The organism is Cohnella suwonensis (assembly GCF_042655365.1).
GTDB lineage: Bacteria > Bacillota > Bacilli > Paenibacillales > Paenibacillaceae > Cohnella > Cohnella suwonensis.
In genome coordinates this window covers 151,013-174,963 of record NZ_JBHSMH010000004.1, presented here as the reverse complement: position 1 = coordinate 174,963, position 23,951 = coordinate 151,013, and the positions used below count along the sequence as shown (strand labels likewise).

Genomic DNA, 23,951 nt, shown 5'->3' with positions numbered 1-23,951 from the left:
AAGGAAGAAGAGTGGGGTAGTTGGACGTCAGAGGTACAACGCGTCGTGAATGGGGCACGAATGGTGTAGAAGTCGGATAGGAGCACGAAACCACGAAAAAGCCGGGCCCCTTGGGAGCCCGGCTTCATCGCGCTATTTTTTCAGCAACAAGTAAACGAAATACGGAGCGCCGATGAAGGCGACCATGATCCCGGCAGGAATGCCGTCGGGGTCAACGATATTCCGCCCGATCGTATCGGCCAGAAGCAGCAGCCAGCCGCCGAGCAGCACGGCGACGGGGACGTACATCTGATGGCGCGGTCCGACGATCGCTTTGGCGATGTGGGGCGCCATCAGCCCGATGAAGGCGATGCCGCCTGTCACGGAAACGGCCGAAGCGGCCAGTGCGACCGCCGTTCCAAGTAGCACTATGCGCTCGCGCAGGACGTTGACGCCCGCGCCGACGGCGACGGATTCGTGCAAGCTCAGCATGTTCATCGTATTGGCTTTGTACAGCGCGAACGGCACCAAGATGACTAGCCATGGCAGCAGAGCGACGATAAAGGGCCAGTCCGTGCCCCAGATGTTACCGGCGAGCCACTTGGTGATGAAATCGACTTTGACGCGTTCCGCCGATGAAATAATGATGACCATCAGCCCCGAGAGCGCGAGCGAGAAGCCTACCCCGACGAGGACGAGGCGAGTCGGATTCAAGCCTTCGTTCTTGCTGTATGAGAACAGATAGATCAGCGCGGCGGTCAGTATCGCTCCGCAGAAGCCGACGAGAGGGAGCGTGTAGACGAACGAGCCCGGGTCGATCGGGACGTACAGGAAGAACACCGCGATTGCCACGCCGGCGCCGGAGTTGATGCCGATGATGCCGGGATCCGCGAGGTCGTTTCTCGTGATGCCCTGCAGGATGGAGCCGGACAACGCGAGCGCCATACCGGCGAGTATCGTGATGACGATGCGCGGCAGACGGATGTCGAAGAGTACGAATTCTTCCTTGAACGTTCCTCCCCCGAACAACGTCGGGAGAAGCCTGTCGTACGAAAGAGAAGAGTAGCCGAGCCCCATGCCGACGACGATCGTAAGCAAGGTGAGCATCAGCAACGAAATGACGACGATTCGTTGTTTTCTGGCAAGCGCGGGGTGGATCATGGTTAGCCATTAACTCCTTTGCGCACGATCAATAGGAAGAACGGCAGTCCCATCATCGCAATGATCGCCACGACGGGCGTTTCGTACGGAGCGTTGATCGTGCGTCCGAGCGTGTCGGCCATTAGCATGAATATCGCTCCCCAGACGGCCGACATCGGGACGATGGACCGGTAGTCGGTTCCGAACATGAAACGGACGATATGGGGAACCATCAGTCCGATGAAAGCCATGTTCCCGACGAGCGCCACCGCGGATCCCGCCAGCAGGATGACGAGCACGTTAAGCGCGACTTTGACGTAAGCCGTGCGAAGGCCGAGTCCGACGGCCGCTTCCTCGTTCAAGCTGAGGATGGTCAGTTGCCGCGACAAGGCGATGGCGACGAACACGCCGATCAGCACGATCGGGGCGATCGCCTGCACCTGGCCCCACGACGTGCCGATCAGTCCGCCCGCCGTCCACATGGTCACGTCTTTCGACACTTTGAACAGAAGTCCGGATCCGTCCGCGACGGCGTATAGCAACGCGGATACCGCCGAGCCGGCCAGCACGAGCTTTAGCGGAGACAGGCCGCCTTTCTTGACGGCGCCGATGCCGAGCACGAGCAAACTGCCGACTGCCGCGCCGACGAAGCAGGCGACCACCTTGCCGAAATAGCCGGCTGCCGGAATCATGATGAGGGTAAAGGCAAGCGCCGCGTTGGCGCCGGCCGTCAAACCCAGTAACCCCGGATCCGCGAGAGGGTTGCGGGTCAAGCCTTGCATGATCGCGCCGGCGACCGCGAGGGCGGATCCGACCAGAATGGCCGCGACTTCGCGCGGATAACGAATCTCGCGGAGCATCGTGAGCGTATCGCTTCTCCGCCCCGAAGTCAGAACGAGCCAGACGTCTTTCATCGACACGTCCGCGGCGCCGAAGCTCATGGAGACGACGAACATGGCGACAAGCGCGAGAACGCCCGCGATCAGCTTCCAGGCGTACGTATAGGGGGATCGTTTCCTCGTATTCATCGTATCGGTTCAGTCCCTACATAAGAATAGCGGGAGGAATTCATGATGGCATGAATTCCTCCCGCGGATTGATTTAACGATTCAGACTGTATTATTATAGCGTTCATCCATTTCCGAATCGTTTCCGCAAAGCTTCTTCGGCGTCCAGAGGGCGCGCCGAAGGCGTTTTTGCTTAGCCCAGGAATTGCTTCTTGAACGTTTCCAATTGGAAGTCCAACGTCAGCGCGTCGTTGAAGTAGAACTCTTTCGCGTTGACTTCGAAGACGTGTCCGGCTTGCGCCGCGGGCGTGTTCTTGTACGTATCCGTTTGTTGGAACGAGTTGTCCGCGTCCGGGTTTTTGCTGAAGATGACGTAATCGCCCATGTAGTCGGCGACGACTTCGGCGGAAATCGCGTAGTAGCCGTCTTTTTCCGTCATTTCGGTCACTTTGGCCGGCATCGGGAGTCCCATCGCCTGGTACAGGATTTCCGTGCCGCGTCCCCAGTTATCGCCGAAGACGTACAGTTGTTTGTCGAAGCTCTCGATGACGGATACCGTCTTGCCTTCGCCGATCTTCGCTTTGATGTCCGCGCCGATCGTCGCCGCGCGGCTCTTGAAATCGTCGACCCAGGCTTGGGCTTCTTTTTCTTTGTTCAAGGCTTTGCCGATCTCGAGATGCTGCGTCAGGTAGTCGACTTTGCCGTACGTGAACACGACGGTAGGGGCGATTTCCTTCAGCTTGTCGATGTTCTTGATATTGTCGAGGCCGATGATCAGGTCGGGCTTCAGCTCGATGATTTTCTCGAGGTTCTCGTCGGTCACTTCCGCGGCGTCCTTGAGCTTCTCTTCGAACTGAGGATTCATCTTGGACCAGGAATCGACGCCGACGAGGTTGACGCCCAGCGATAGAACGTCGCCCGCATACGAGGAGAGGACGATGACGCGCTGCGGATCGGCGGGTACTTCGACCGGACCGGTTTGCGATTCGTAGGTAATCGTTTTGGCGCCGTCGCCGGCATTGTCGTTCTTGCTTCCGCAAGCGCTAAGGGCGATAGCGAGCGCGAGGATCATAAGGATGGGAAGGATACGGGTTTTCATGGGTAGTCTCCTTTGGATATGGACAAGTATATTTGTCGCTTCGTTGATAATGATTATCAGTATCACTGTTACTCACTTTAAGGGGGGGGCGAGGTTTTGTCAACTGGTTTTGTCGGGATCGCGCGATAAATTTCCGACGGAAGTTCCGATTGACAAATTTAGGGCGGGAATCTATGATTAATCCTTATTTTTAATGGCATTTGCGTAAACGGGAATAGGAGAGGAGATCGGGCGAAAATGGTGCGAATCGGATTGATCGGGGATTACAATGCGGAGGTGAAGGCGCACGTCGCCATTCCAACGGCGTTGCGGCTGGCGGCGGAAGCGCTTGGAGTCGAGGCGGCGCACGAATGGATCCCGACGCCGGAGCTGGCGGGGGACGGGAAGGACGTCGCGGAGAAGCTTCGGTCTTATAACGGCATATGGATCGTTCCCGCCAGCCCTTACGCAAGCATGCAGGGGGCGTTGAACGGGATCCGTTACGCGAGGGAACGGCAAGTTCCGGCGCTGGGGACGTGCGGCGGCTTCCAGCACATGATTCTGGAAATCGCGCGCAACGCGCTCGGCGCGGAAGGCGCCGGACACGCGGAAGAAAATCCGGAAGCCGCGGAGAAGTGGGTGACTCCGCTGATGTGTTCGGTCAGCGAGACGACGAACGTTTTCCGGCTAAGCCCAGGCTCGCGCGTCGCGGGTTTCTATGGAGCGGACGAGGCCGTCGAGCAATACGGGACATGCAATTACGGTCCGAATCCGGCGTTCGCTCCTTTGCTCGATTCGGCCGGCTATCGCGTCGTCGGGCGGGACCCGGAAGGCGAGACGCGGATCATGGAGCTGAACGGCCATCCGTTCTTCGTCGGGGCGCTGTTCCAGCCGGAGCGTTCGGCGTTCAGGGGAATCGTTCACCCGCTCGTGAAGTCGTTCGTACGGGCGGCAAGCGTCTCCTAGAGACGAGAAAAAGGGGAGGCAACCCGCGAACACCGGGCCTCCCCTTATTCATGGCTGCGCCATAAGCTGCTTTAGCTTGGATTTCGTCGCCGTGTCCGGAGCCGGCGTGTAGATGCTGCATCTGAGATCGGCGCCGCCATGCACTTGCAGGGACGTGAGCTGAAAAAGCATTTTCCTCGCTTTCGCGTGCCTGAACTCGAGCAGCACCTCCGGCGCGGAGCTTACCTTGCTCTGCTCCCATAACCGGTTGAAGTCGGGATGCGTCGCCTTCATCTCCGACAGGAACTCCTCGTACCATTCGTCCTCCACGTACTGACCATAGTAGGCGCGGAAGATCGCCAAGAATCCGCTGGCGAATTGCTCCCAGTTCACGGCAAGGCGCTGGAACTCTTTTCTCGTGAATAGCAACCGAATCATGTTCCGCTCCTCCGGCGGAATGAGCTCGAAATCCAGGAAGACGTGAGAGGCCGCGTCGTTCCAGCCGACGATGTGGCATCTGCGGTCGGAGATGACCGTCGGGCAATACGTCAGCTCCTGCAAAATCATCCGAAGAGACGGGCTGATCCGGGGGAGTTCGTCCGCTTCATGAAAGTGGGCGTATCTCGGGGTTTTCTCCAGCGCGAGCGAGAATAAGTACTTCCGCTCGTCCACCGTCAGCCGCAAAGCCGTCGCCACGTTATCGAGCACGGAAGCCGACGCCTGGATGTCCCGTCCTTGCTCCAGCCACGTGTACCATGTCGGGCTGACGCCCGCGAACTGCGCGACTTCTTCGCGACGCAACCCGGGCGTTCTTCTTCTGCCGCCTGCCGGAAGCCCCGCGGATTCGGGGGAGAGCTTGGCGCGCTGCGTTTTCAGGAACTGGGACAACGCTTGAAGCCGGGCGGGGGCATTCATGGACTTCCTCCTCGTATCTCTATATATCGTATTACCTCTTATACTATAATAAACAACAACTTGTACTAGGATAATCTGAATGACAAGATGAGTATAGAGGATGACTCAGACGAGTTCAAGGAGGTTGCGGCAATGACGATGGAATCGGCAACGGGATCGGCAGCGGGTGCGAATAGGAGGCAAGAAAGAGTCGTCGTTACGGGGATGGGGGCGATCACGCCGCTAGGAAACGACGCGGAGACGTTCTGGAGTCGGCTCGTGCGGGGAGAGTCGGGCATTTCGGTTATCGATGCGTTCGACACGTCCCGGTTCAAGACGAGAATAGCCGGCATCGTGCGGGATTTCGACGCGAAAGAACGGTTCGGTCTCAAGGAGGCACGCCGTATGGATCGGTTCAGCCAGTACGCGCTCGCCGCCGCCGATCAGGCGCTGAAGCACTCGGGCATCGATCTCGAGGGGATCGACAAGGAACGGCTCGGCGTATACGTCGGCTCGGGGATCGGCGGGCTTCAGACACTCATGGACCAGCATGACGTGCTGAGAGAGCGGGGGCCGGACAGGGTCAGCCCGACGCTCGTGCCGATGATGATCGCCAACATGGCCGCGGCGCTGATTAGTATCAAACTGGGCGCGTTAGGCTCGACGCTTTCTCCCGTGACGGCTTGCTCGATCGGGAATACCGCGATCGGAGAGGCGTTCCACCACATTCAGGCCGGGAGAGCCGACATCGTCTTCGCGGGCGGGACGGATGCCGCGGTCGCCGAAATTTCCTTGGCCAGCTTCTCGAACGCGACGGCGTTGTCGACCCGGCATGACGAGCCAGCCAAGGCGAGCCGCCCGTTCGACGCGTGCAGGGACGGTTTCGTCATAGGGGAAGGCGCTGGCATTCTCGTACTGGAGTCGCTGTCCCACGCGCTTCGGCGGGGCGCGACGATACTCGCCGAGGTGATCGGCTACGGCGCGAGCTCGGACGCGTATCATATGGTCGCGACCCATCCGGAAGGCGACGGGGCGTACCGCGCGATGAAGACGGCGCTTCTGGACGCGGGCGTAAGACCGGATGAAGTGGACGTCATCAGCGCTCACGCGACGAGCACCGAGCTCGGCGACAAGTCGGAGACGGCCGCGATCAAGCGGCTGTTCGGTCCGGCGGCGTATCGCATTCCCGTGACGGCGAACAAGTCGATGACGGGTCACCTGTTCGGCGCCGCGGGAGGCGTCGAGGCGATCGCTTTGGTCAAGACCTTGCAAACGGGCATCGTTCCGCCGACGATCAACCAGGAGACGAGAGACTCGGAGTGCGACTTGGATTACGTTCCGAACAAGGCGCGTCAGGCGAATCCGACGATCGGCATGTCCAACTCGTTCGGCTTCGGCGGGCACAACGCGGTTATCGTGCTGAAGAAGTACTAACAAGGGGAGGTTGCGAGGCGGTAGGGAACGATATGCCGCTTGCATACGGATCGAGAGTACAATAGAGTCTATAACATACGATTCTCGTCCGTAATGGCGGAAGGCGGAATGATGACATGGTTACGGAAAACGGGAAAACGGCGGCGGACATGTTCATCCGGAACGACCGGGAAGCCGCGATAGCCGATCGGGCGGATCGGATGGCCGCATCGTTCGCGAGCCGGGCGCCGATTCACGATAAGGAAGGGACGTTTCCTTTCGAGAACTTCGCGGAGCTGAAGGAGTCCGGCTATTTAAAGCTGACGATTCCTAGCGAATATGGCGGGGAAGAAGCAACGCTGTACGAGCTCGTGCTGTCCCAGGAAAGGCTGGCCAGGGGAGACGGCTCGACCGCGCTTGCCGTCGGCTGGCATCTCGGCCAGTTGATGCAATTGCGGATTTCTCGCTCGTGGCCGGAAACGCTATTTGCGAAGCTATGTGCGGAAGTCGTGCGAGACGGCGCGCTCATCAACCATTTTGCCAGCGAGCGGACGACCGGCAGCCCGACGCGCGGCGGCAAGCCGGAGACGATCGCCGTCCGGGCGGACGGCGGGTGGCTCATCAGCGGCCGTAAAATTTTCAGCACGCTAAGTCCGATCGTTCGGCTGTTCACCGTGTCCGCGACGATCGAGGGCGGCGATAGGGTTGGGGAGTTCCTCGTTCGACAAGGTTCGGGCGTCGCGGTCGACGAGACGTGGAATACGCTCGGGATGCGGGCGACCGGCAGCCACGACGTCGTGCTCGATCAGGCGTTCGTGCCCGACGAGGAAGCGATTTACGCGCCCGGCCTGCCGCCGAAGACGAAGCTGCCGGACGAGGCGGGAGCGTTGCTCCACATTCCCGCGTGCTACATTGGGATCGCGTACGCCGCGAGAGATTTCGCCCTCCGGTTCGCGCGAGAGCATCGGCCGAATTCGATCGGGAAGCCGATTGCAGAGCTGCCGCACATCGAGCGGCAGATCGGTATGTTGGAGGCGGAGCTGGTCGCGGCGAGAAGTTTCCTGTACTTCACGGCGGACCGTTGGGACCGCCTGACTGAAGCGCGCGAGACGATGAAGCCGGAGCTCGGGCTGGCGAAGCATCTCGCCACGAACGCGGCCATCCGCGTCGTCGATCAAGCGATGCGCATCGTCGGCGGCGCGAGCCTGTCCAAGAGCTTGCCGCTGGAACGCATGTACCGGGACGTCCGGGCCGGCTTGCACAATCCGCCGATGGACGACGCGGTCATACAAATGCTGGCTCTGCGGGCGTTGCAGGAGTAAGCGCCTATTCTGCCCGCTCATAAAGTTTGCAAGGTCGCGACGGCTGCCGAAAGGCGATCCGTTGCGGCCTTTTTTTCACGATTCAGAATGTATAAGTTTCACGCATATCCATTGCTGAATCGTCTCCGCAAAGCTTCTTCGGTTCCTTGAGGACGTCGAAGGCGTTTTTGCTTGGGCGGACAATAGAGTTAACGGTCAAGATGACCATATTGGAAGACGATCGCATCACATATATTGACAATCGATATATCGAGATATATTATATCGTCATGCGATATATTTGGAATCGATACATTTGGTCTCGAATGAAGGAGGTTGCGGGATTGGGCGCATTCAAGGAGTCTCTTCCGCTGACGGAGGCCTTTTACTACATCCTGATCGCGCTGTACGCCGAGCCCGGCCACGGGTACGGCATCATGCAGGACGTCGAGAAGATGAGCGGGGGCCGGGTGAAGCTAGGGGCGGGAACGCTATATACCGCGCTGAACACGTTGCTGAACAAAGGGTGGATCGATAACGCGCCCGTGCTTGATGGAGCGGATTCGCGGCGAAAAACGTACGCGATTACGAAGGAAGGCCGAGCGATCGTCGCGGCCGAGATGGCGCGGTTGCAGGAGCTTCTGGAGTCGGGACGCATCGCGACCGCGGCGAGAGGAGAATGATGGGGATGGCCATCGTCAGGGAGAAAAAAGTTCATCTGTGGGCGAGCTGGAACTACGAGAAGGAAGAGGCTTATCTCGACCGGGTGTCCGGCGAAGGCTTGCATCTGGAGAAAGCCGGAGCGGTGAGGAGCACGTTCGTTCGGGACGGCTCGGTCCGGTACGTTTACCGATTGGACTATCAGACCGGCATAACTCCGAGGGAGAAGAAGGAAGAGTACGTTGCGCTGTACCGCGACGCCGGATGGGAATACGTGAGTTCCTACGGGGCGATGTGGCACTATTTTCGCAGACCGCGGGAGCCCGGAGAGACCCCGAGTCTATACTCGGACAAAGAATCGCTCGCCGCGCATTACCGGAAAACCCAAGCCGTCATGACGCTCGTGAACCTGCTGCTGCTGCTGTTCCTTAACCTGGGACTCTGGTTTCCGGCCGGCGGCGTCCGGTGGGGGATCGCCGTTCCTATGCTGACGGGTTATTCATTGCTATTCGGGTTACTCGGCTACGGATTCGTGAAAATGGGGCGGAAGGCGAAGACGCTCTCGTCGTCTTAATCCGCCGTTTCCGCGGCGACGGCGGAAAAGAACGTATGAACGGAGAGGACGATCCGAATGAAACTCGAACGGCTGATCTCCATGATCTATATGCTGCTGAACCACGAAATCTTGTCGGCGTCGGAATTGGCTGACAAATACAAAGTGTCCCAACGGACGATCTACCGCGACATCGATGCGATCTGCGCGGCCGGCATTCCGATCGTGTCTTATCAAGGGGTGAACGGCGGCTACGGCATCGTCGAAGAGTACAAGATGGACAGAAGCTTGCTCGGCTCCTATGACGTCGGTTCGCTTATTACCGTCCTCCAGGGCATGTCTACCGTATTCCGGGACGATAAAGCGATGGAGACGGTCCGCAAGCTGCAGACGATCCAACAGGAGAACGGCATGCCGAGCCTGTCGCTGGATATCGAGAACCGGCGGCTGAACAATAAAGAGCTTCGCTCGATCCGTTCCGCGATCACGTCCAAGCATATTGTTCGGTTCGACTATATCGACGCGAAGAACGACAGAACGAGCAGGAAGATCGAACCGGCCAGCCTTATGTACAAAAACCAAAGCTGGTACGTCTACGGCTTCTGCCTGTCGAGGCAGGACTACCGGGAGTTCAAGCTGTCAAGAATCGTGGAGCTGGCCGTTCTTCCGGAGACATTTAGCCGCGTTCACAATGTCCGTCCGCAAGAGGGCATGCCCGATTGGAGTTTGCGTCCGGAACCGGCGAAGGTCGTCGTCCATTTCTTGCCGAACGCTCTCGCGAAGGCACTTGACGTCTTCATGGGCGCGGACAAGACGTTTAACGAGGATGGTTCGCTAACGTTGACGCTGAACATCGGCGACGCGAGCCACACGGAATGGCTCATGTCGCTCGTTCTCGGCTTCGGAGACCGGGCCGTCATTCTAGAGCCGCCGGAGCTTCGGGAGCGATTCGAGGCGAAGCTGAGAAGCATGCTGGGACGGTACGAGGCGTAAGCTTAACGGTTCGGAGGCGTATACATCAAGAATAAAGGGAGGGATCCGGCGTGGAACTCGTTTATTTGCGTACGTTTCGCGAAGTCGCCAAGTGGGGAAGCCTGACGAAGGCGGCGGAGGAGCTCGGCTACGCGCAGTCCAGCGTGACCGCCCAGATTCAGAAGCTCGAAGAAGCCTACGATGCCGTATTGCTGGAAAGGTACGGTCGGAAAATGAGGCTGACGGCCGCCGGCGAATCGCTGCTAGGCTATGCGCACGAACTGGTGCGGCTGCACGAGCAATCCCGCGAACACGTGGCCCAACAAGCGAAGGGGACGCTCGCGATCGGCACGATCGAGACGCTGGCCGCGCATTTTCTGCCTCCCTACCTGCAAGCTTACCGCAAGTCCTTTCCCGAGATGAACGTCATTCTGCAGCCGTCCAACGAACCGGAGATTATCGAAAAGGTGCTCGACGGGGAGCAGGATCTGGGCATCATTCTCGATCCGAAGTTCGAGCATGACGATCTTCACACCATCGTGCTGAGGCGAGAAGAGCTCGTGATCGCGGCGCATCCGGACCATCGGATCGCCGGATACGAGCGGATTCGCCCGAAGGATCTAGAGAGCGAGTCGCTCATCTTGACGGAGGACGGCTGTTCTTACCGGTCGATGCTGCTTCGGACGCTGAAGAGCGGGCAGGTGAATTACCGGCTGTCCTATGAATTCGGCAACCAAGAGGCGATCAAGCAGTGCGTCATCTACGAGCTGGGCATCGCGCTGCTGCCGCGTATCGTCGTGGCCGAAGATATTCGTGCCGGGCGAATGATCGCGGTGCCGTTCGATCACCCGGAGAACAATTTCCATACGCAGTTGATCTACTCCAAGAAAAAGTGGCAGTCGAAGGCGTTCCTCGGGTTTCTGGAGCTGTTCGGCGCAGGCGGCGCGAGCGGGAAATAAGATCGATATATAAGCGAACTTTACTCCCTCGTGCTGGAGAGACTCGACCGTTACATCGCGGAAGTTCCTCCCTTGGTACGGGCGATTCCCGAAGCGTCGTTCTCCGAGAGGCGGCGTCCTGACAAATGGTCGGGCAAGGAAATTCTCGGCCATCTGTGCGATTCCGCGCTGACGAATACGCAACGGTACGTGCGGGCGCAATACGAGCCGTTGCCCTATCGCGTACTGAAGTGCGCGCAGGACGATTGGGTGGCGCTCATGCGCTATCGCGACGCTCCCGCCGCCGAAGTATTGGCGTTATGGGAAGCGCTCAACCGTCAAATCTCGCGCATCCTCGCGAACGTACCCGATGAACGATGGCTAACCCCGTGCGACAACGGCGGAGAGCATCCGGTCACGCTGGCGTGGCTGGCGGAAGATTACGTGGCGCATATGGAGCACCATCTCGGTCAAATTTTCGGCGAGCGATAATACGAAAAAGCCCACGGAAGCAGGACGGACGTCGTCCTTGCTTTCGTGGGCTGTTGTTACGAGTCGATCTTACGCGATTTCCCGCATGGCGCCGAGCACGAGCGTGTAGCCGTCGGGGTCCCGGATGTACGCGTTCTTGTATTCCCATCTGCCGTGCGCCCCGGTAAAAGGCTCCGCCGCGACGTTGCCGCCCTTGCCGCGAATGTCGGCGAAGAGGTCGTCCAGGTCGTCCCAGCCGACGTGAATGAACGTATCCCACCCGGCGTCCGGGCCTTCCCATTCTGTCGGGTAATCCGGCCGTTTCCTCGACGGCGGGTTCGGCCGCACGTCTTCGGGTGCCGCCGCCTGTTGCAGAATGACGAGCATGCCGTCCCTCTCCGCGTGCCCCCAATCGTCGACCTCGCAGCCGAGAACGTCCCGATAGTAGGCTTGCGAGCGCCGTAGGTCCGAGACCAGACGGACTTGAATCGTTTTGCCGAATACGCCCTTGCCGTTCGATTCTCTCAATTCGATCGCACCTCGATCATTAGGATATGGTTGGAAGAATTCGATGTTATATAAGAAATCCCTTTTATTTAATTTACATCCCGGAAGATTTGTATAATGATAGAAAGCAACGAATGATTATTCGACACAAGGAAGGGGCTTTCGTCATCATGGCTTACAAAATCGCGTTTTTCGATCTCGACGGCACGTTGTTGGACGAGGAAAAAAGAATTCCCGACGATACGGTGGAGGCCATCCGCAAGCTGAAGATGAGCGGCGTCGAACCCGTTATCGCGACGGGGAGAGCGCCTTACTTCTTCCAACCGATCGCGGAGAAGCTGGGCATCGATTCCTGGGTCAGCCTGAACGGCGCCTACGTCGTCTACAGGGGCGAAGAGGTGTACCAACGCACCATTCCGCTATCCGACTTGGAGAAACTGGTCGAACTCGCGGGCGAACTCGGGCATCCGCTCGTTTTCGAGGGCAAGGCGAACTTCTACACGAATAAAGAGGGGCATTCGCACGTGTTCGACGCGGTCGAATCGCTCAAGGTCAAGCATCCGGGCGTCGATGCGGGCTTCTGGCGGACGGAAGGCGTCTATCAGGTGTTCCTTCATTGCGAGAGCCACGAGGAGCACGCTTATCCGGATAAGCTGCCGAACCTTCGCTTCGTTCGTTGGCACGCGAAGGCGATGGACGTGCTGACTTCGGCGGGGTCGAAGGCGGACGGCATTCAAGCGTTGCTGGCGTCCCTCGGATTGACGACGGAGGAAGCGGTCGCGTTCGGCGACGGCCTTAACGACAAGGAGATGCTGGAACTGGTCGGTCTCGGCATCGCCATGGGCAACTCTCACGAGGAGTTGCTGCCTTTCGCGGATCACGTCACTTCCCGCGTCGAAGAGGGCGGCGTCCGCAACGGACTCGTGTATGCGGGCTTGCTGTAAATCAAAGCATGCATCGAAGAGAGGAATGAACCGAAAAACCGGTAAACCGATAGGGGGGCGACTATATGTTCAAGCAATTGGAATTCGCGCGTTCGCAGACGTTGAAGCAGCTTGAGGGAGTTGCCGAGGATGACGCCGACCGGGTGCCGCAGCTGTTCCGGAACAGCATTCGCTGGAACGCCGGACATATTTACGTCGTTACGGAGCGGTTCGCGTTCCAATATATTGGGTTGTCCTTGCAATTGCCGGAAGGCTTCAAGGAGCGTTTCGAGCGCGATACGTCTCCGCTCACGGTCTCGCCGGACGTTCCGGGTTCCGTTCCGACCCTTCGGGAGCTCGAGAGCCTACTGAAGGATCAACCGGCACGAATTGCCGCCGCTCTTGGTGCAAGGCTGAACGAACCGTTGGCTTTGCCGTTCACGACATCGGCTGGATTGTTGCTGGAGACGCCCGCGCAATGCCTCAGCTTTAACCTGTATCACGAAGGCATGCATGTGAATGCCATCAAGAACTATAAGAGATTGCTGCTTTCCTAAGCGAATCAGCATAAGCGAAAAGGCCGAATGCCCGTCGAAGCGCGACGCGGAAATTCGGCCTTTTTGCCGTGCGGCGAGAGCTGTTGCGATGTTTTTCATCGTTAGCGAACGAATTTCGGCGTAAGATCGCCCCAAAACAGCGGGTACGATTTATCTCATATGAGCAACGCGCTGGGGGCATCGCCATTAAATAGCGAGCCCGGCGCCCCGTCCGACATTCTCACAGCGGCGACGTGTAACGGTAGCCGTGGATGACGGAACGGAATTTCGATCCCTTTTGTTGAAGCAGCTCCAGGGAGCTGCCTTCGAAGCCCTGCCAATCGTAAGCGAGGGCGTATCCCGCCTTCGACTTGCTGACGAACAGCACGACGAACGCTTCCGGCGGGAACTCGCCACCGTCGTCGACGCGCCAAGTCGATTGCTTGTCGTCCGTCCCGACGAAGTCTTGGAAGACAAGCCCCGAACTCGTCTTCAGGACGAGACTCGCCAGAGGTTTCTTCCCTTTCGCGTTCGCGAATCGGACGATGCCGACCGTCGCTTCTTTGCCGGCCTGTCCGATGACGTCTTGCCGAAGTATTTAGCGTTTCTTCGCTTTCTCGATCGCGGCGACGGCTTGTACGAAACGGGACGGATTGACGAAGTCGAATCCGAGCAACCGCTTGCCGGACTCGTCCGCGTAGCCGAAGGAGAATCTGCCTCCGCCGAGCGTGCCGGCGACATTGGGGGCTCGACTTCGCCGCTGAAGGCGCATTCCTAAAATTATTACAAAGAGGGACGGGCGTTATGCGGGATGAATGGCAATAATCGGAATAAACATTTAATCCATAAGAGCATTGACCAACCCTAAAGGGAGTGAGGGCGATGAGGAGATATCGTTGGATTCAGTGGAGAAGATTCCTCATCAGGCTGATCGTCGTCGCGGGAATCGTCTCTTATATCCGATTCGGCGGTCCGACGGTGCAGAACATCGCGACGCAATTGCTGTATTTGGCGATCAACCTGCTCTTTGCCATCATGTTCATCATCGTCCAATTCGGCGCCATGTTCTGGTTCTTGGGAAGGGTTCGGCTCTATTGGATCATGCCCGGGGAGACGGGCGCGACATGGGACGATTACAGGGGAAACCCGGAGATCGTCGAGAACGCGAAGAAAATCGTCGCTTTGCTGCGCGGCGTGAAAGACTTCAAGGAAATGGGCGGGGAAGCGATACGCGGGCTGCTGCTCTGCGGTCCGCCGGGCACGGGCAAATCTTATTTGGCTCAAGTGATTGCGAACGAGGCGCAGGTGCCGTTCGCCTATGCTTCCGCGCCCAGCTTCACGAGCATGTTCTTCGGCATGGGCAACATGAAGGTCATGATGCTGTACCGCAAAGCGCGCAAGAGGGCGAGGATCTTCGGCGCGTGCATGCTGTTCATCGACGAGATCGACGCGATCGGCATGAAGAGGCAGAATGGAGGGGGCGCCGGCGGAGGCGGACTGTTCGGGATGGCCACGGGAGGCTCGGGCTTGCTCAACGAATTGCTCATGCAGATGGATCCGCCGAACGTCGACAATTCGAAAATCACGAAGATGCTTCGCATGATGGGACTGCGGCGCAAGAAGGCCGAACGTCCGGCGGTGCTCACGATCGGGGCGACCAACCTGCCCGACGTCCTCGACGACGCGCTGCTGCGGCCCGGCCGCTTCGACCGGAAGCTATGGGTCGATTCGCCCGATTACGACGGCCGCGTCGACGTCTTCCAATACTATTTGAAGAAAGTAAAAAGCGACCCGACGCTCACTCCCGAGATGGCCGCTCTCGACACGATCGGATACAGCCCGGCGCAGATTAAGCATATCGTCAACGAAGCCGTCGTGATCGCCCATCAACGGGGCGGGCAAGCGGCGACTTACGAAGATTTCAGGTCGGCCATGGAGACTTACGAGTGGGGGCTGAAGCAACCGCTCCGTTCAATGAACGATGACGAGAAGCGCAACGTTGCCTATCACGAAGCGGGCCATGCGGTGGCGCAATACTTGCTCAAGCCGCACCATCGGGTGTGGAAGGTCACGATCATCCGGCGCGGAGACGCGCTCGGCCTCGCGGCGACGAAGCCGATGAGCGAGCGTTACAACCGCAGCGACGGGGAAATTCTCGCGGAGATCCAAGTGTGTCTCGCCGCCCGCGCGGTCGAAGAGGAGTTCCTCGGCAAGAAGCTGAACGGTGTAACGTCGGATCTCCAGCAAGCGACGGAGCTGGCAGGCGTCTATCTCGGCTTGGTCGGCATGGGCGACGAGCTGTTCAGCTGGCGTTCGTTCGGGGGCGGTTACGGCGACGGTCTGAAGTCGATGCGTCCGAAGATCAACGAGCTGCTGAAGGACCAGATGAAGCAGGTGAAGAAACTCGTGACGGACCACGCGGAGTTCGTTCACGTCATCGCGGGCCAGCTGCTGGAGCGCGGAGACTTGACGGGCGAAGAGATCGAGGGGATCTACGAGAATCTGTACGGGACGAAGCGGCCTTATCCGCCGGTTATTCGGCAATTGGCAGACTTCGGTTTACTCGATAAGTCGACGCCCGCGGCGGCGCGGGAGGAAAGCGGACCGGAAAAGTCGAAATTAGAAGGGCAGACGTAAAGCCGGGTTTAAACGTGAAGCGCGAGGCGCGGAGGGCGGAGAGCGGAGAAGCTCCCGCGCTTCGCGCCGTATTCGCGGAAGGACGAACGAGAGAAGGGGACAAGCCATGTGCAGGAATATCAAGACGTTGTTTAATTTCGATCCTCCGGCGACGCCGGACGAGGTGCAAGCGGCATCGCTTCAGTTCGTCAGGAAGCTGTCGGGATTTAACGCGCCGTCCAAGTCCAACGAGGAAGCGTTTCGGCGGGCGGTGGAAGAAGTGACGGCCGTCGCGCAGCGGCTGCTCGATTCCCTCGTGACGCAAGCGCCGTCGAAGAACCGGGAGATCGAAGCGCAGCGGGCGCGGGCGAAGTCGGTCAGAAGATTCGGCGCGAAGGAGTAAGCGGCCGAACGAGGGTGTCGCGTTTTTACAATACGAGACCTGGCAGCGGCTCTTATAGTGGGGATTAGACGTTAATCGACTTAAACGGAGGGTATATGATGAGACCGGGAAAACCACGCGGAGCTTCGGATTAGGGTGACGATGTCGGTCGAAGCGGTAGGAAATTGCACGAAACTGACGATCGTGAACGACCAATGGCCGGATGACCATCCGTCCTACGAGTCGTCGCAGGAAAGCTGGCCGATCATCCTCAGCAATCTCAAATCGTACTTCGAGACGGGCAAGACGCTCGACTCGGCTGGCAACCCGAATAATCGACGCCGTAGGCAAAGACCGGACCTCTTTCTTTCGCGGAATAGCGTCCGGTCTTTTTAAGTGGATCAGAAAGTAAAAGTTTCGACTTCCTTATACTCCTCTGATCCCTACGCAAAGCTACTCCGACGTCCGTAGGACGCCGAAGGCGTTTTTGCTTGTGCGCATCGGAATTTATAACGTCTCACTCTTCTCATGAAGCCGTTTTTGCTTGTAGGGGATTGGTAAGGTGAGCGAGTTGGGGATACGAGATGGCTATGTGAGTAGAGGGGATGCGTTGTGCGCGCAAGTCTAACGTTCATCCATCGACCTGCAAAAGTGCAGTTTGGTTCCGGTAATCGGCTGCATCGTGCGAATCAAACTGCATGGGGTGCAGTTTGATTCCGAGGAAATCGCGAAAATGAGCTATTTACGGTATTCAAACTGTAGTAGATGCAGGTTGTCGGGTGAAAACGAGGAAATGGCGCAAACAAACTGTAGTCCATGCAGGTTGGCTCGGCGGGGGAGTGACCGCACACCCCGACAACTAAACACGAATCGCCTCATTGCACGGAGTACAACTAATGTTAGTAGACAGCTGACTTTCTTCCTGAAACGTCATCCCATTTACTGCCTTCATCACACTTAGTTACCCGCTTGCACCTAGAAAAGCGGCCTCGGCGCCGGACCGGGCATGGCGCAACCCGGAAAACCGTTGATGTCCGTACCGTGTTGACCGGATATTGTTTGGTCGGCAGCAAGAGATATTCACCTCCGTTGGCAGTGTATGCGCGCCATCCGCACGAAGCAAAAAAAATAGCGGGTCTGCACCTATACTTTTATGTAGAAATTTGTATGCTATAGAGAGGCGTCTTACATGCTGATTCATCTACAGAAAAGAGTGGTCAATCTTGGCAAGCAGCAGAGCGGCAACCGCATCCGCAACCGCATCCGAATCTTCGACGGAGAAAGCGAGCGGCGCCGGCAAAATCCAATATTTAGACGTATACCGGGCCATCTCGATTCTCGCCGTCATTCTCATCCACACGACCGCTTACGCGATTGGTACGCTGCCGAAGGACGATCCTTGGTATCCGGCGTATTTGATCGTCAACGCGGCTTCGTATTTCGCCGTACCGTCGTTCTTGTTCCTGAGCGCGCTCGTTCACTTCTATAATTACGACGGCCGTTCCGGCATCCGATGGGGGACGTTCTACGGGAAGCGGCTGTTGTCGATCGTGCTGCCGTACGTCGCTTGGTCGATATTTTATTACCTGTTCGTGTCCCGCATCAAGGGCGTGTCGCCGATGGATCGGATTCCCGACTTTTTCCGGGGTTTGCTATACGGCAATAATTACACGCACCTGTATTTTATCGTCATCATGATCCAATTCTTCGTTCTGTTCCCGCTGTTCCTCGCGTTCGCGCGTCTGAAGTGGGTCAGATCCAATCTGCCGTGGATCGGGATCGCATGCCAAGTCGCGTTTTATCTCGGCAATTATTATTACTTCCACATGACCCGTACGGGCGTATTCGTCGGTTCGTACATGCTTTACTTGTTCTTGGGCGCATACGCGGGAATCCGTTTAAAGTCCGGCAAGTCGCTGTCCGCCCCCGGGCGGAAAATATTGCTCTCGTCCGCCTTCCTGTTCGGAGCGGTCTACGTCGGCCAAGTCGCGATGCTGGCGTACGAACCGGGTTACTTGGAGCAACCATACCGCTCTTGGGTGAACTTCGCGACGACTTACGGGTACTGCTCGCTTTGCTGTTTCGCCTTGATCTATGTTTCCATGTGGCTGCACGGCCGCGGAGGCCGACTCGCTCTAGCGTTGAAGAGCATCGGCATCGCTTCGTTCGGCATCTACTTCTTCCACCCGTTCGTCCTGTATATGTGGAGGGACAAGGTGATGCAGAACTTCCCGTCTTACTTCGAGTTGCTCCTATGGGGCAGCGGCGCGGCGGCGCTTGTCGCGTCGTGGCTGTTCGTCGCGATGGTGAAGAAGTCGAGAGTCGCAAGCGTCGTCCTCGTGGGCGAGCGGTAGTAGGGCGGGGCGGAACAGGCCCAGAACCTATAGCCAATACGACAAAAAGCCGTCAGGGATTCACATCTCCTTGACGGCTTTTTCGTTAGTTCCGACCGTACAAAGCCCCATCGATCGGCGTCCAAGCGCCGGACCATGCTTTGGCCGCCGTCCACGGTTCCGGGTCCGCGCTCCAGAACGAAGCTTCCTCCCCGAGACCGAGCGGCAGGAACGCCGTCGCGCACAAGTACAGGCTCCCGGTCGAGATGTACGGTTCGGCGAGCTCCGGCTGGCGGCCGCACAAGCCGATCGTCAGCCAACCGGCGTCGTCGTACGTGCCGGGCGCCTCGAGCACGCGACGGAGAACGGCGGTCAGCGCGCAACGAACCTGGGCAGGCGACGCTTCCGCCGGCAGCTCCTCCCGAAGCGCGGTTTGGGCGAGCGCCTGGAACGCTCCGGCGCGGTAGACGATCGATCGGCCGACGACGGGAAACGTGCCTTCCGGGGAGATCGACCTCTCCAACACGGCGGCGTACCTGCGCGCGCGGCCGACGATCGGCCCCCGGAGCCGTTCCCAATCTTCCGAAGCGTCGGCCGCGCGTTCGACGATGTCGACGAGCATCGGCTGGATGACGAAGCTGTTGTAATAATCCGCGTGATATTCGGGACCGTCCGAATACATGCCGTCCCCCAAGTACCATTGCTCGTGCTGCCTCAGCGCGTAGTCGATCCGCATCGGATCCCATTCCTCGCCCATGACCCTGAGCGCCGTCTCGATCATCGCCGAGAACAACAACCAGTTGCTGAAATGCGGCTTGCGCGATCTCGTCGCGCGTAGCGCGGCCGCCACCGCGGCCCGCGTTCGCGAATCGAGAGGCTCCCATAGCTCCTCCGGCGCGCGAACGATCGCGTGGGCGAGGAAAGCCGCGTCCACGATCGGCTGACCGCCTTCGGAGAAGTTCATGAAGTCCAGCGAGCCCGGATCGGTCGCCGCCGACAGTCCCGCGCGCGCCAACTCCGCATAACGCAGACGTAGCTTTTCCTCGTCGGGGTCCGCCGGATTAGAGCCGAGCCAAGGCGCCATTCCGGCGAGAAGCCGGCCGAACGCTTCGAGGTGGGCATACCGCGCGCGATCGGCACCTCCTTCGACGGGCATGTCCAGCCTCAACCGTCCCCTCGCGAGCGCCCCCAACACCGGCTCCGCCATTTCCGTCATTTTTCGAATCCAATAAGCCCGATCGACTGCCCCCGCTTGCATGGCGATACTCCCCTTTTGCCCGGCTTAACGCGCGATCCATATCTTCCGCACGGCAAGGTAATGTCCTTCCAGTATACATCGGAATCGGGCGGATTCGCTTCCGAAATTCGGCTTTTCAACATGGCAAACAGAAAATGAAAGCAGCGGAAGTCGTACCGGCATCCAGCTTGCTCACGCTTAGCTTGGCGACTTGCGGCAATAACAACAACGAGAACAATGCTTCCCCGTCGGCATCCGGTATCGGTGAAGCCTCTGCCCGCGTCGGGCTCGTCATGGTCGTGGCTCTCGTGGTCCAAGGACTGATCGACGGGCTGTGAGATGGGAAAAGTAGCCTCGCATAAGGTATTTCCCGACGATCGCCGCGGCATGGAACCTTGTAATCCGATATGATAGAATATGGAAAAGAGCGTAAGGGAGAGCGCGCATGATTCTATTGAAATTCGCGAGAGAGTGGATCGGAACGATCGCGATCGCGTTCGTTCTGTCGATGGTCATCGGCATATTCGTCATCCAACCTTACAAAGTAGAAGGGCACTCGATGGACCCTACCTTGCGCGACGGACAACGGTTATTCGTCTCCAAGCTGTCGCACACGTTCTCTTATTACCCGAAGTACGGCGACATCGTCATTATCGACAGCCGGGTCGACCGGAACAGGACGTTCTTCGACGACGTGAAGGACAATCCGATCTTTCAGCTGTTCCACAACACGACGGAGCACGTGTTCTACGTGAAGCGGGTCGTCGGCAAGCCGGGCGACGTGCTGGAGCTAAGAAACCACGAGGTGTACCGGAACGGCGAGAAGCTCGACGAGCCTTACGTGAAGGAAGCGATGGAGTCGAGCGCGCAAGAGAACTGGACCGTGCCGGAAGGCCATATCTTCGTCATGGGGGATAACCGCAACCATAGCGAGGACAGCCGCGCGATCGGTTTCATCCCGCTCGACCACGTGCTCGGCAAGAAAGTGATGTAAGCGAACGGTCGGAAGCCCGGGAAGTGAGGTGTGTAACGACCGGGAGTTCGACCGACATTCGACCGCGGGTCTTCATTCGAAGACTCGCGGTTTTTAATTTCGGGAGGGGGCGGTAACCCCGCGACCCAACCCCGCGACCCAACCCCGCGACCCAACCCCGCGACCCAACCCCGCGACCCAACCCCGCGACCCAACCCCGCGACCCAACCCCGCGACCTAAACAAACACATCCCCTCTAGTTTAAACAAAATGTAAATATGCAGTTTGTATTCGTTAGTTTAGTCCGAAGTTGGGAACAACCTGCAAATATGCAGGTTGTTTTCCGCTTTGGATCGGTTTTGGAGTTTTCGGTGCCAACAACCTGCATATTTGCATTTTGATTGCTTAATAAGGGCGAGATGAGCAATTTCAACTGTAGTCCATACATTTTGTTACTTGGCGGGTGGCAGGGAGGCAGCGGTTGGTGGAAGATCAGCGTCGATAGTTGGAGTTAGTCGAACTATTGCGCCGCTGTGGGCACAACGGCGGGGGCGCGACGGAATGTCGTCGTCCGAGTTGACAAAGCCAAATCGCTATCGCTATTTTGAAGAGACGAGTTCTGATCTATGCCGCGTCGGGCGTCGCGGTCGCGATTCTCGACGAAGCCTCGCTTAGCTTTCTCGGCCTCGGCGTGCAGCCGACGCCGAGCTGGGGCAACATGCTGGCGAGCGCGCAGTCGCTCACCGTATTGACGTCGCAGCCTTGGCTGTGGGTGCCGCCGAGCGTCATGATCATCCTGTGCGTGCCGTCGATCAACTTTATCGGCGACGCCCTCCGCGACGCGCTCGATCCGAAGAGCGCGAAGGAATGCCGCGGTTTCGCGCCGCCTCATAACGAAATCCCCTGCCGGGCGATCCGGCAGGGGATTTTCTTTGCGATGCTTTTGTTTTGTTTAGGAGGCGGAGGATGTTGTCGCTTGGCTGGAGCGATAGCGGAAACGATTGCCGTTAACGCGCGATTACGCCGACAACCCCTTGGCGAAGCCACGCAAGCAGATCGGCATCAACTGCCGCACGTTGCCGATGTTCAGCTTCGCGAAGACGTTGGCCACGTGGTTTTTAACCGTTTTCTCGCTAATATGAAGGACTTCCGCAAGCGCTTTGTTGGAGTAGCCTTGGACGATAATCAACGTTACGACTTCGATTTCCCGGTTCGTTAGCCCGTAAGGCCCGAATGCATCGGCGATTATCTGTTCCACTTTCATCACCTCGTTATCGAACTAGTACAATTGTATCAGCATTTTGTTAATAGAAGTGGACGAAGATTGTTAGGAAAGTGTTTGGTTGGAAGTTACGCTTCCGGTCTAAGCCTAATCCAACGCGATCTCGAGGACGATCGGACAGTGGTCGCTTCCGAGCACGTGGCAATCCGATTCGGCGGCCGTAATGAGCGGGGCCAGCCGCGCCGAGGCGAGGAAATAATCGATTCTCCAGCCGACGTTCTTGGCGCGCACGCCCGGCATGTTCGACCACCACGTATAGACGTCGGTCCTGTCCGGGTGGATGTGCCTGAACGTGTCGATGAAGCCGGCTTCGAGCAGCCTCGTCATCTTCTCCCGTTCTTCGTCCGTGAAACCTGAATTGCCGCGGTTGGACTTGGCGTTCTTGATGTCGATCTCGTTGTGGGCGACGTTCAAGTCCCCGCAGGCGAGGACGGGCTTCAGCTTGTCCAGCGAGATCAAGTAATCGCGGAACCGGTCTTCCCATTCGAGCCGGTATTCGAGACGGGACAGATCCCTCTTGGCGTTCGGCGTATACACGGTGACCAGATAGAAGTTCTCGTATTCGAGCGTGAGGATGCGCCCTTCGGGCTCCTCGTTCTCCTCGATGCCGTAGCGCACCGAGAGGGGCTTCTTCATGGTGAACGCGGCCGTGCCGGAGTAACCCTTCTTCACCGCGTAATTCCAATATTGTTCGTGTTCGCCGCCGAGATCGAGATCGATTTGCCCTTCCTGCAGCTTCGTCTCCTGGACGCAGAAGACGTCAGCCCCGACTTCGCGGAAGTAATCGCCGAATCCTTTGTTGGCGCACGCTCTTAAACCGTTAACGTTCCAAGATACGAGTTTCATCGAGCCGATCCCCTTAGTATCTGCTAAATTATTCTAGTCTAGTGTATCATAAACAAGCCGCGAATCCAGCCGAAACAATGGCAGAGAATTGACATTGCGAAGGCGCTTCGGTCGCGCTATGCTAGGAATATCTTTCATGACGGAAAATAGGAATAGATGACGATGACAATCGGTTTCTTCGACTCGGGAATCGGCGGCTTGACGGTGCTGGACGAAGCGCTGCGCAGATTGCCCGACCAAGATTACTTATATATGGCGGATACGCTGCACGTGCCGTACGGCACGAAAACGGAAGATCAAGTGAGAGCCTACGTGCTGGAAGCCGTCGAGACGATGATCGGCGAAGGCATCGATGCGCTCGTTTTGGCGTGCAATACGGCGACGAGCATCGCGGTCGGCGACTTGCGCGAGCGATATTCGCTGCCGATCGTCGGCATGGAGCCGGCCGTGAAGCCGGCCGTCGAGATGAACAGGGCGACGGGCAAGCGCGTGCTCGTCTTCGCGACGCAGCTCACGCTGAGTATGCCCAAATATTATGCGCTCGTCCATCGCGTCGACGAAGGAGGCATCGTCGATTCGTTGCCGTTGCCCGAGCTCGTGCCGTATTGCGAGTCGCTCCAGTTCGACCGGAAGATCATCGGCGATTATTTCCGCGAGAAGCTGTCCGCTTACGATCTGAACGAATACGGAATCGTCGTGCTCGGCTGCACGCATTATCCTTTTTACACGAAAATACTGCGAGAGGTATTGCCTCCGCACATTCAGATCGTGAACGGCAACGCCGGCACGATCAAGAGGCTTTCTTCGTTGTTGAACCGTTACGGCGTGGCGGCGGGACGGGGGAGCGGCAACGTTCGTCTCCTGTGCACCGGAGGCCAGCCGGAATACGTCGACAAAATGCGGACGGCGCTTCATCTGCTCCGTACGAACGAGCTATAAGCGAATAGGCTGCTTCAGCCGATATA

27 protein-coding genes and 1 pseudogene are annotated in these 23,951 nt (G+C 58.2%); 18 read left to right on the top strand and 10 right to left on the bottom strand.

The window, feature by feature from the left end; all coding sequences use genetic code 11:
* Window positions 1-132 precede the first annotated feature (132 nt).
* From ACFPPD_RS02010 to ACFPPD_RS02000, 3 genes are all read right to left on the bottom strand, one after another.
* The gene (locus ACFPPD_RS02010) at window positions 133-1,140 is read right to left on the bottom strand and encodes a FecCD family ABC transporter permease (RefSeq protein WP_209747147.1); all 1,008 of its coding nucleotides are present in this window, start codon (window positions 1,138-1,140) and stop codon (window positions 133-135) included.
* 2 nt (window positions 1,141-1,142) lie between these two features.
* Complete coding sequence (locus ACFPPD_RS02005) at window positions 1,143-2,147, bottom strand: FecCD family ABC transporter permease (protein ID WP_209747149.1); 1,005 nt, start codon at window positions 2,145-2,147, stop codon at window positions 1,143-1,145.
* Window positions 2,148-2,319: 172 nt separating this feature from the next.
* Window positions 2,320-3,225, bottom strand: a complete 906-nt coding sequence (locus ACFPPD_RS02000; protein WP_209747151.1) for an iron-hydroxamate ABC transporter substrate-binding protein — start codon at window positions 3,223-3,225, stop codon at window positions 2,320-2,322.
* Window positions 3,226-3,462: 237 nt separating this feature from the next.
* Here ACFPPD_RS02000 and ACFPPD_RS01995 point away from each other — a divergent pair, with 237 nt between their 5' ends.
* Window positions 3,463-4,170 (top strand): CTP synthase C-terminal region-related (seleno)protein, encoded by a 708-nt coding sequence (locus ACFPPD_RS01995; RefSeq protein WP_209747153.1) that lies wholly within the window; start codon window positions 3,463-3,465, stop codon window positions 4,168-4,170.
* A gap of 48 nt (window positions 4,171-4,218) precedes the next feature.
* On the opposite strand, the gene ACFPPD_RS01990 is transcribed toward ACFPPD_RS01995, so the two are convergent.
* Window positions 4,219-5,064, bottom strand: a complete 846-nt coding sequence (locus tag ACFPPD_RS01990; protein ID WP_209747155.1) for a helix-turn-helix transcriptional regulator — start codon at window positions 5,062-5,064, stop codon at window positions 4,219-4,221.
* A gap of 132 nt (window positions 5,065-5,196) precedes the next feature.
* Here ACFPPD_RS01990 and fabF point away from each other — a divergent pair, with 132 nt between their 5' ends.
* From fabF to ACFPPD_RS01955, 7 genes are all read left to right on the top strand, one after another.
* A complete protein-coding gene (gene fabF, locus ACFPPD_RS01985; protein ID WP_378081141.1) occupies window positions 5,197-6,477 on the top strand; it encodes a beta-ketoacyl-ACP synthase II in 1,281 nt (426 codons plus the stop codon).
* 116 nt (window positions 6,478-6,593) lie between these two features.
* Window positions 6,594-7,778 (top strand): acyl-CoA dehydrogenase family protein, encoded by a 1,185-nt coding sequence (locus ACFPPD_RS01980; protein ID WP_209747157.1) that lies wholly within the window; start codon window positions 6,594-6,596, stop codon window positions 7,776-7,778.
* A 323-nt stretch (window positions 7,779-8,101) separates the two neighbouring features.
* Window positions 8,102-8,440 carry a PadR family transcriptional regulator gene (locus ACFPPD_RS01975; protein WP_378081139.1) on the top strand — a complete coding sequence of 113 codons (339 nt, stop codon included), beginning with the start codon at window positions 8,102-8,104 and terminating at the stop codon, window positions 8,438-8,440.
* 5 nt (window positions 8,441-8,445) lie between these two features.
* On the top strand, window positions 8,446-8,991 hold the full coding sequence (locus tag ACFPPD_RS01970; protein ID WP_209747161.1) for a DUF2812 domain-containing protein: 546 nt from the start codon (window positions 8,446-8,448) through the stop codon (window positions 8,989-8,991).
* A gap of 57 nt (window positions 8,992-9,048) precedes the next feature.
* Window positions 9,049-9,963: a helix-turn-helix transcriptional regulator gene (locus tag ACFPPD_RS01965; RefSeq protein WP_209747163.1), complete on the top strand. Its 915-nt coding sequence runs from the start codon at window positions 9,049-9,051 to the stop codon at window positions 9,961-9,963.
* 50 nt (window positions 9,964-10,013) lie between these two features.
* A complete protein-coding gene (locus ACFPPD_RS01960; protein ID WP_209747166.1) occupies window positions 10,014-10,901 on the top strand; it encodes a LysR family transcriptional regulator in 888 nt (295 codons plus the stop codon).
* 30 nt (window positions 10,902-10,931) lie between these two features.
* Window positions 10,932-11,372, top strand: coding sequence for a DinB family protein (locus ACFPPD_RS01955; protein ID WP_209747167.1), 441 nt, complete (start codon window positions 10,932-10,934; stop codon window positions 11,370-11,372).
* Between the two features lie 69 nt (window positions 11,373-11,441).
* On the opposite strand, the gene ACFPPD_RS01950 is transcribed toward ACFPPD_RS01955, so the two are convergent.
* On the bottom strand, window positions 11,442-11,879 hold the full coding sequence (locus tag ACFPPD_RS01950) for a VOC family protein (protein WP_209747168.1): 438 nt from the start codon (window positions 11,877-11,879) through the stop codon (window positions 11,442-11,444).
* 149 nt (window positions 11,880-12,028) lie between these two features.
* On the opposite strand from ACFPPD_RS01950, the gene ACFPPD_RS01945 reads away from it, so the two are divergent.
* Together ACFPPD_RS01945 and ACFPPD_RS01940 are read left to right on the top strand one after the other, a co-directional pair.
* Window positions 12,029-12,802: a Cof-type HAD-IIB family hydrolase gene (locus ACFPPD_RS01945; RefSeq protein WP_209747400.1), complete on the top strand. Its 774-nt coding sequence runs from the start codon at window positions 12,029-12,031 to the stop codon at window positions 12,800-12,802.
* 65 nt (window positions 12,803-12,867) lie between these two features.
* Window positions 12,868-13,338 carry a DinB family protein gene (locus tag ACFPPD_RS01940; protein ID WP_209747170.1) on the top strand — a complete coding sequence of 157 codons (471 nt, stop codon included), beginning with the start codon at window positions 12,868-12,870 and terminating at the stop codon, window positions 13,336-13,338.
* Between the two features lie 220 nt (window positions 13,339-13,558).
* On the opposite strand, the gene ACFPPD_RS01935 is transcribed toward ACFPPD_RS01940, so the two are convergent.
* Both ACFPPD_RS01935 and ACFPPD_RS01930 read right to left on the bottom strand, forming a co-directional pair.
* Window positions 13,559-13,705, bottom strand: a complete 147-nt coding sequence (locus tag ACFPPD_RS01935) for a hypothetical protein (RefSeq protein ID WP_209747172.1) — start codon at window positions 13,703-13,705, stop codon at window positions 13,559-13,561.
* Window positions 13,706-13,915: 210 nt separating this feature from the next.
* Complete coding sequence (locus ACFPPD_RS01930; RefSeq protein ID WP_209747174.1) at window positions 13,916-14,089, bottom strand: hypothetical protein; 174 nt, start codon at window positions 14,087-14,089, stop codon at window positions 13,916-13,918.
* Window positions 14,090-14,199: 110 nt separating this feature from the next.
* Between ACFPPD_RS01930 and ACFPPD_RS01925 the strand changes: the two genes are divergently transcribed.
* From ACFPPD_RS01925 to ACFPPD_RS01910, 4 genes are all read left to right on the top strand, one after another.
* Window positions 14,200-15,954, top strand: coding sequence for an AAA family ATPase (locus ACFPPD_RS01925; RefSeq protein ID WP_209747176.1), 1,755 nt, complete (start codon window positions 14,200-14,202; stop codon window positions 15,952-15,954).
* Window positions 15,955-16,060: 106 nt separating this feature from the next.
* The gene (locus ACFPPD_RS01920; RefSeq protein WP_209747178.1) at window positions 16,061-16,336 is read left to right on the top strand and encodes a DUF2277 domain-containing protein; all 276 of its coding nucleotides are present in this window, start codon (window positions 16,061-16,063) and stop codon (window positions 16,334-16,336) included.
* Between the two features lie 135 nt (window positions 16,337-16,471).
* Window positions 16,472-16,711, top strand: coding sequence for an SRPBCC family protein (locus tag ACFPPD_RS01915; RefSeq protein WP_209747180.1), 240 nt, complete (start codon window positions 16,472-16,474; stop codon window positions 16,709-16,711).
* 827 nt (window positions 16,712-17,538) lie between these two features.
* Entirely contained in the window at window positions 17,539-18,669 is a 1,131-nt protein-coding gene (locus ACFPPD_RS01910; protein WP_209747182.1) for an acyltransferase, read from the top strand.
* An 85-nt stretch (window positions 18,670-18,754) separates the two neighbouring features.
* On the opposite strand, the gene ACFPPD_RS01905 is transcribed toward ACFPPD_RS01910, so the two are convergent.
* Window positions 18,755-19,906: a DUF2264 domain-containing protein gene (locus ACFPPD_RS01905; RefSeq protein WP_209747184.1), complete on the bottom strand. Its 1,152-nt coding sequence runs from the start codon at window positions 19,904-19,906 to the stop codon at window positions 18,755-18,757.
* A gap of 134 nt (window positions 19,907-20,040) precedes the next feature.
* On the opposite strand from ACFPPD_RS01905, the gene ACFPPD_RS01900 reads away from it, so the two are divergent.
* The 3 genes and pseudogenes from ACFPPD_RS01900 to ACFPPD_RS01890 all read left to right on the top strand — a co-directional run.
* Entirely contained in the window at window positions 20,041-20,223 is a 183-nt protein-coding gene (locus ACFPPD_RS01900) for a hypothetical protein (RefSeq protein WP_209747186.1), read from the top strand.
* A gap of 107 nt (window positions 20,224-20,330) precedes the next feature.
* Complete coding sequence (lepB, locus tag ACFPPD_RS01895) at window positions 20,331-20,879, top strand: signal peptidase I (protein WP_209747188.1); 549 nt, start codon at window positions 20,331-20,333, stop codon at window positions 20,877-20,879.
* A gap of 613 nt (window positions 20,880-21,492) precedes the next feature.
* Window positions 21,493-21,708 (top strand): annotated as a pseudogene (locus ACFPPD_RS01890) (ABC transporter permease); the annotation flags it as partial.
* A 168-nt stretch (window positions 21,709-21,876) separates the two neighbouring features.
* On the opposite strand, the gene ACFPPD_RS01885 reads toward ACFPPD_RS01890, so the two are convergent.
* Together ACFPPD_RS01885 and ACFPPD_RS01880 are read right to left on the bottom strand one after the other, a co-directional pair.
* Entirely contained in the window at window positions 21,877-22,116 is a 240-nt protein-coding gene (locus tag ACFPPD_RS01885; RefSeq protein ID WP_209747192.1) for a response regulator transcription factor, read from the bottom strand.
* A 111-nt stretch (window positions 22,117-22,227) separates the two neighbouring features.
* Window positions 22,228-22,986, bottom strand: a complete 759-nt coding sequence (locus ACFPPD_RS01880) for an exodeoxyribonuclease III (protein ID WP_209747194.1) — start codon at window positions 22,984-22,986, stop codon at window positions 22,228-22,230.
* A gap of 162 nt (window positions 22,987-23,148) precedes the next feature.
* On the opposite strand from ACFPPD_RS01880, the gene murI reads away from it, so the two are divergent.
* Window positions 23,149-23,925 (top strand): glutamate racemase, encoded by a 777-nt coding sequence (gene murI / locus ACFPPD_RS01875; protein WP_209747197.1) that lies wholly within the window; start codon window positions 23,149-23,151, stop codon window positions 23,923-23,925.
* The last annotated feature ends 26 nt before the right edge of the window (window positions 23,926-23,951 follow it).

Excerpts from the sequence above, each read along its gene's own strand:
- ACFPPD_RS02010 (WP_209747147.1), bottom strand. The coding sequence starts at position 1,140 with ATGATCCACCCCGCGCTTGCCAGAAAACAACGAATCGTCGTCATTTCG.
- ACFPPD_RS02005 (WP_209747149.1), bottom strand. The coding sequence starts at position 2,147 with ATGAATACGAGGAAACGATCCCCCTATACGTACGCCTGGAAGCTGATC.
- ACFPPD_RS02000 (WP_209747151.1), bottom strand. The coding sequence starts at position 3,225 with ATGAAAACCCGTATCCTTCCCATCCTTATGATCCTCGCGCTCGCTATC.
- ACFPPD_RS01995 (WP_209747153.1), top strand. The coding sequence starts at position 3,463 with ATGGTGCGAATCGGATTGATCGGGGATTACAATGCGGAGGTGAAGGCG.
- ACFPPD_RS01990 (WP_209747155.1), bottom strand. The coding sequence starts at position 5,064 with ATGAATGCCCCCGCCCGGCTTCAAGCGTTGTCCCAGTTCCTGAAAACG.
- fabF (WP_378081141.1), top strand. The coding sequence starts at position 5,197 with ATGACGATGGAATCGGCAACGGGATCGGCAGCGGGTGCGAATAGGAGG.
- ACFPPD_RS01980 (WP_209747157.1), top strand. The coding sequence starts at position 6,594 with ATGGTTACGGAAAACGGGAAAACGGCGGCGGACATGTTCATCCGGAAC.
- ACFPPD_RS01970 (WP_209747161.1), top strand. The coding sequence starts at position 8,446 with ATGGCCATCGTCAGGGAGAAAAAAGTTCATCTGTGGGCGAGCTGGAAC.
- ACFPPD_RS01965 (WP_209747163.1), top strand. The coding sequence starts at position 9,049 with ATGAAACTCGAACGGCTGATCTCCATGATCTATATGCTGCTGAACCAC.
- ACFPPD_RS01945 (WP_209747400.1), top strand. The coding sequence starts at position 12,029 with ATGGCTTACAAAATCGCGTTTTTCGATCTCGACGGCACGTTGTTGGAC.
- ACFPPD_RS01940 (WP_209747170.1), top strand. The coding sequence starts at position 12,868 with ATGTTCAAGCAATTGGAATTCGCGCGTTCGCAGACGTTGAAGCAGCTT.
- ACFPPD_RS01930 (WP_209747174.1), bottom strand. The coding sequence starts at position 14,089 with ATGCGCCTTCAGCGGCGAAGTCGAGCCCCCAATGTCGCCGGCACGCTC.
- ACFPPD_RS01925 (WP_209747176.1), top strand. The coding sequence starts at position 14,200 with ATGAGGAGATATCGTTGGATTCAGTGGAGAAGATTCCTCATCAGGCTG.
- ACFPPD_RS01920 (WP_209747178.1), top strand. The coding sequence starts at position 16,061 with ATGTGCAGGAATATCAAGACGTTGTTTAATTTCGATCCTCCGGCGACG.
- ACFPPD_RS01905 (WP_209747184.1), bottom strand. The coding sequence starts at position 19,906 with ATGCAAGCGGGGGCAGTCGATCGGGCTTATTGGATTCGAAAAATGACG.
- ACFPPD_RS01900 (WP_209747186.1), top strand. The coding sequence starts at position 20,041 with ATGAAAGCAGCGGAAGTCGTACCGGCATCCAGCTTGCTCACGCTTAGC.
- lepB (WP_209747188.1), top strand. The coding sequence starts at position 20,331 with ATGATTCTATTGAAATTCGCGAGAGAGTGGATCGGAACGATCGCGATC.
- ACFPPD_RS01880 (WP_209747194.1), bottom strand. The coding sequence starts at position 22,986 with ATGAAACTCGTATCTTGGAACGTTAACGGTTTAAGAGCGTGCGCCAAC.
- murI (WP_209747197.1), top strand. The coding sequence starts at position 23,149 with ATGACAATCGGTTTCTTCGACTCGGGAATCGGCGGCTTGACGGTGCTG.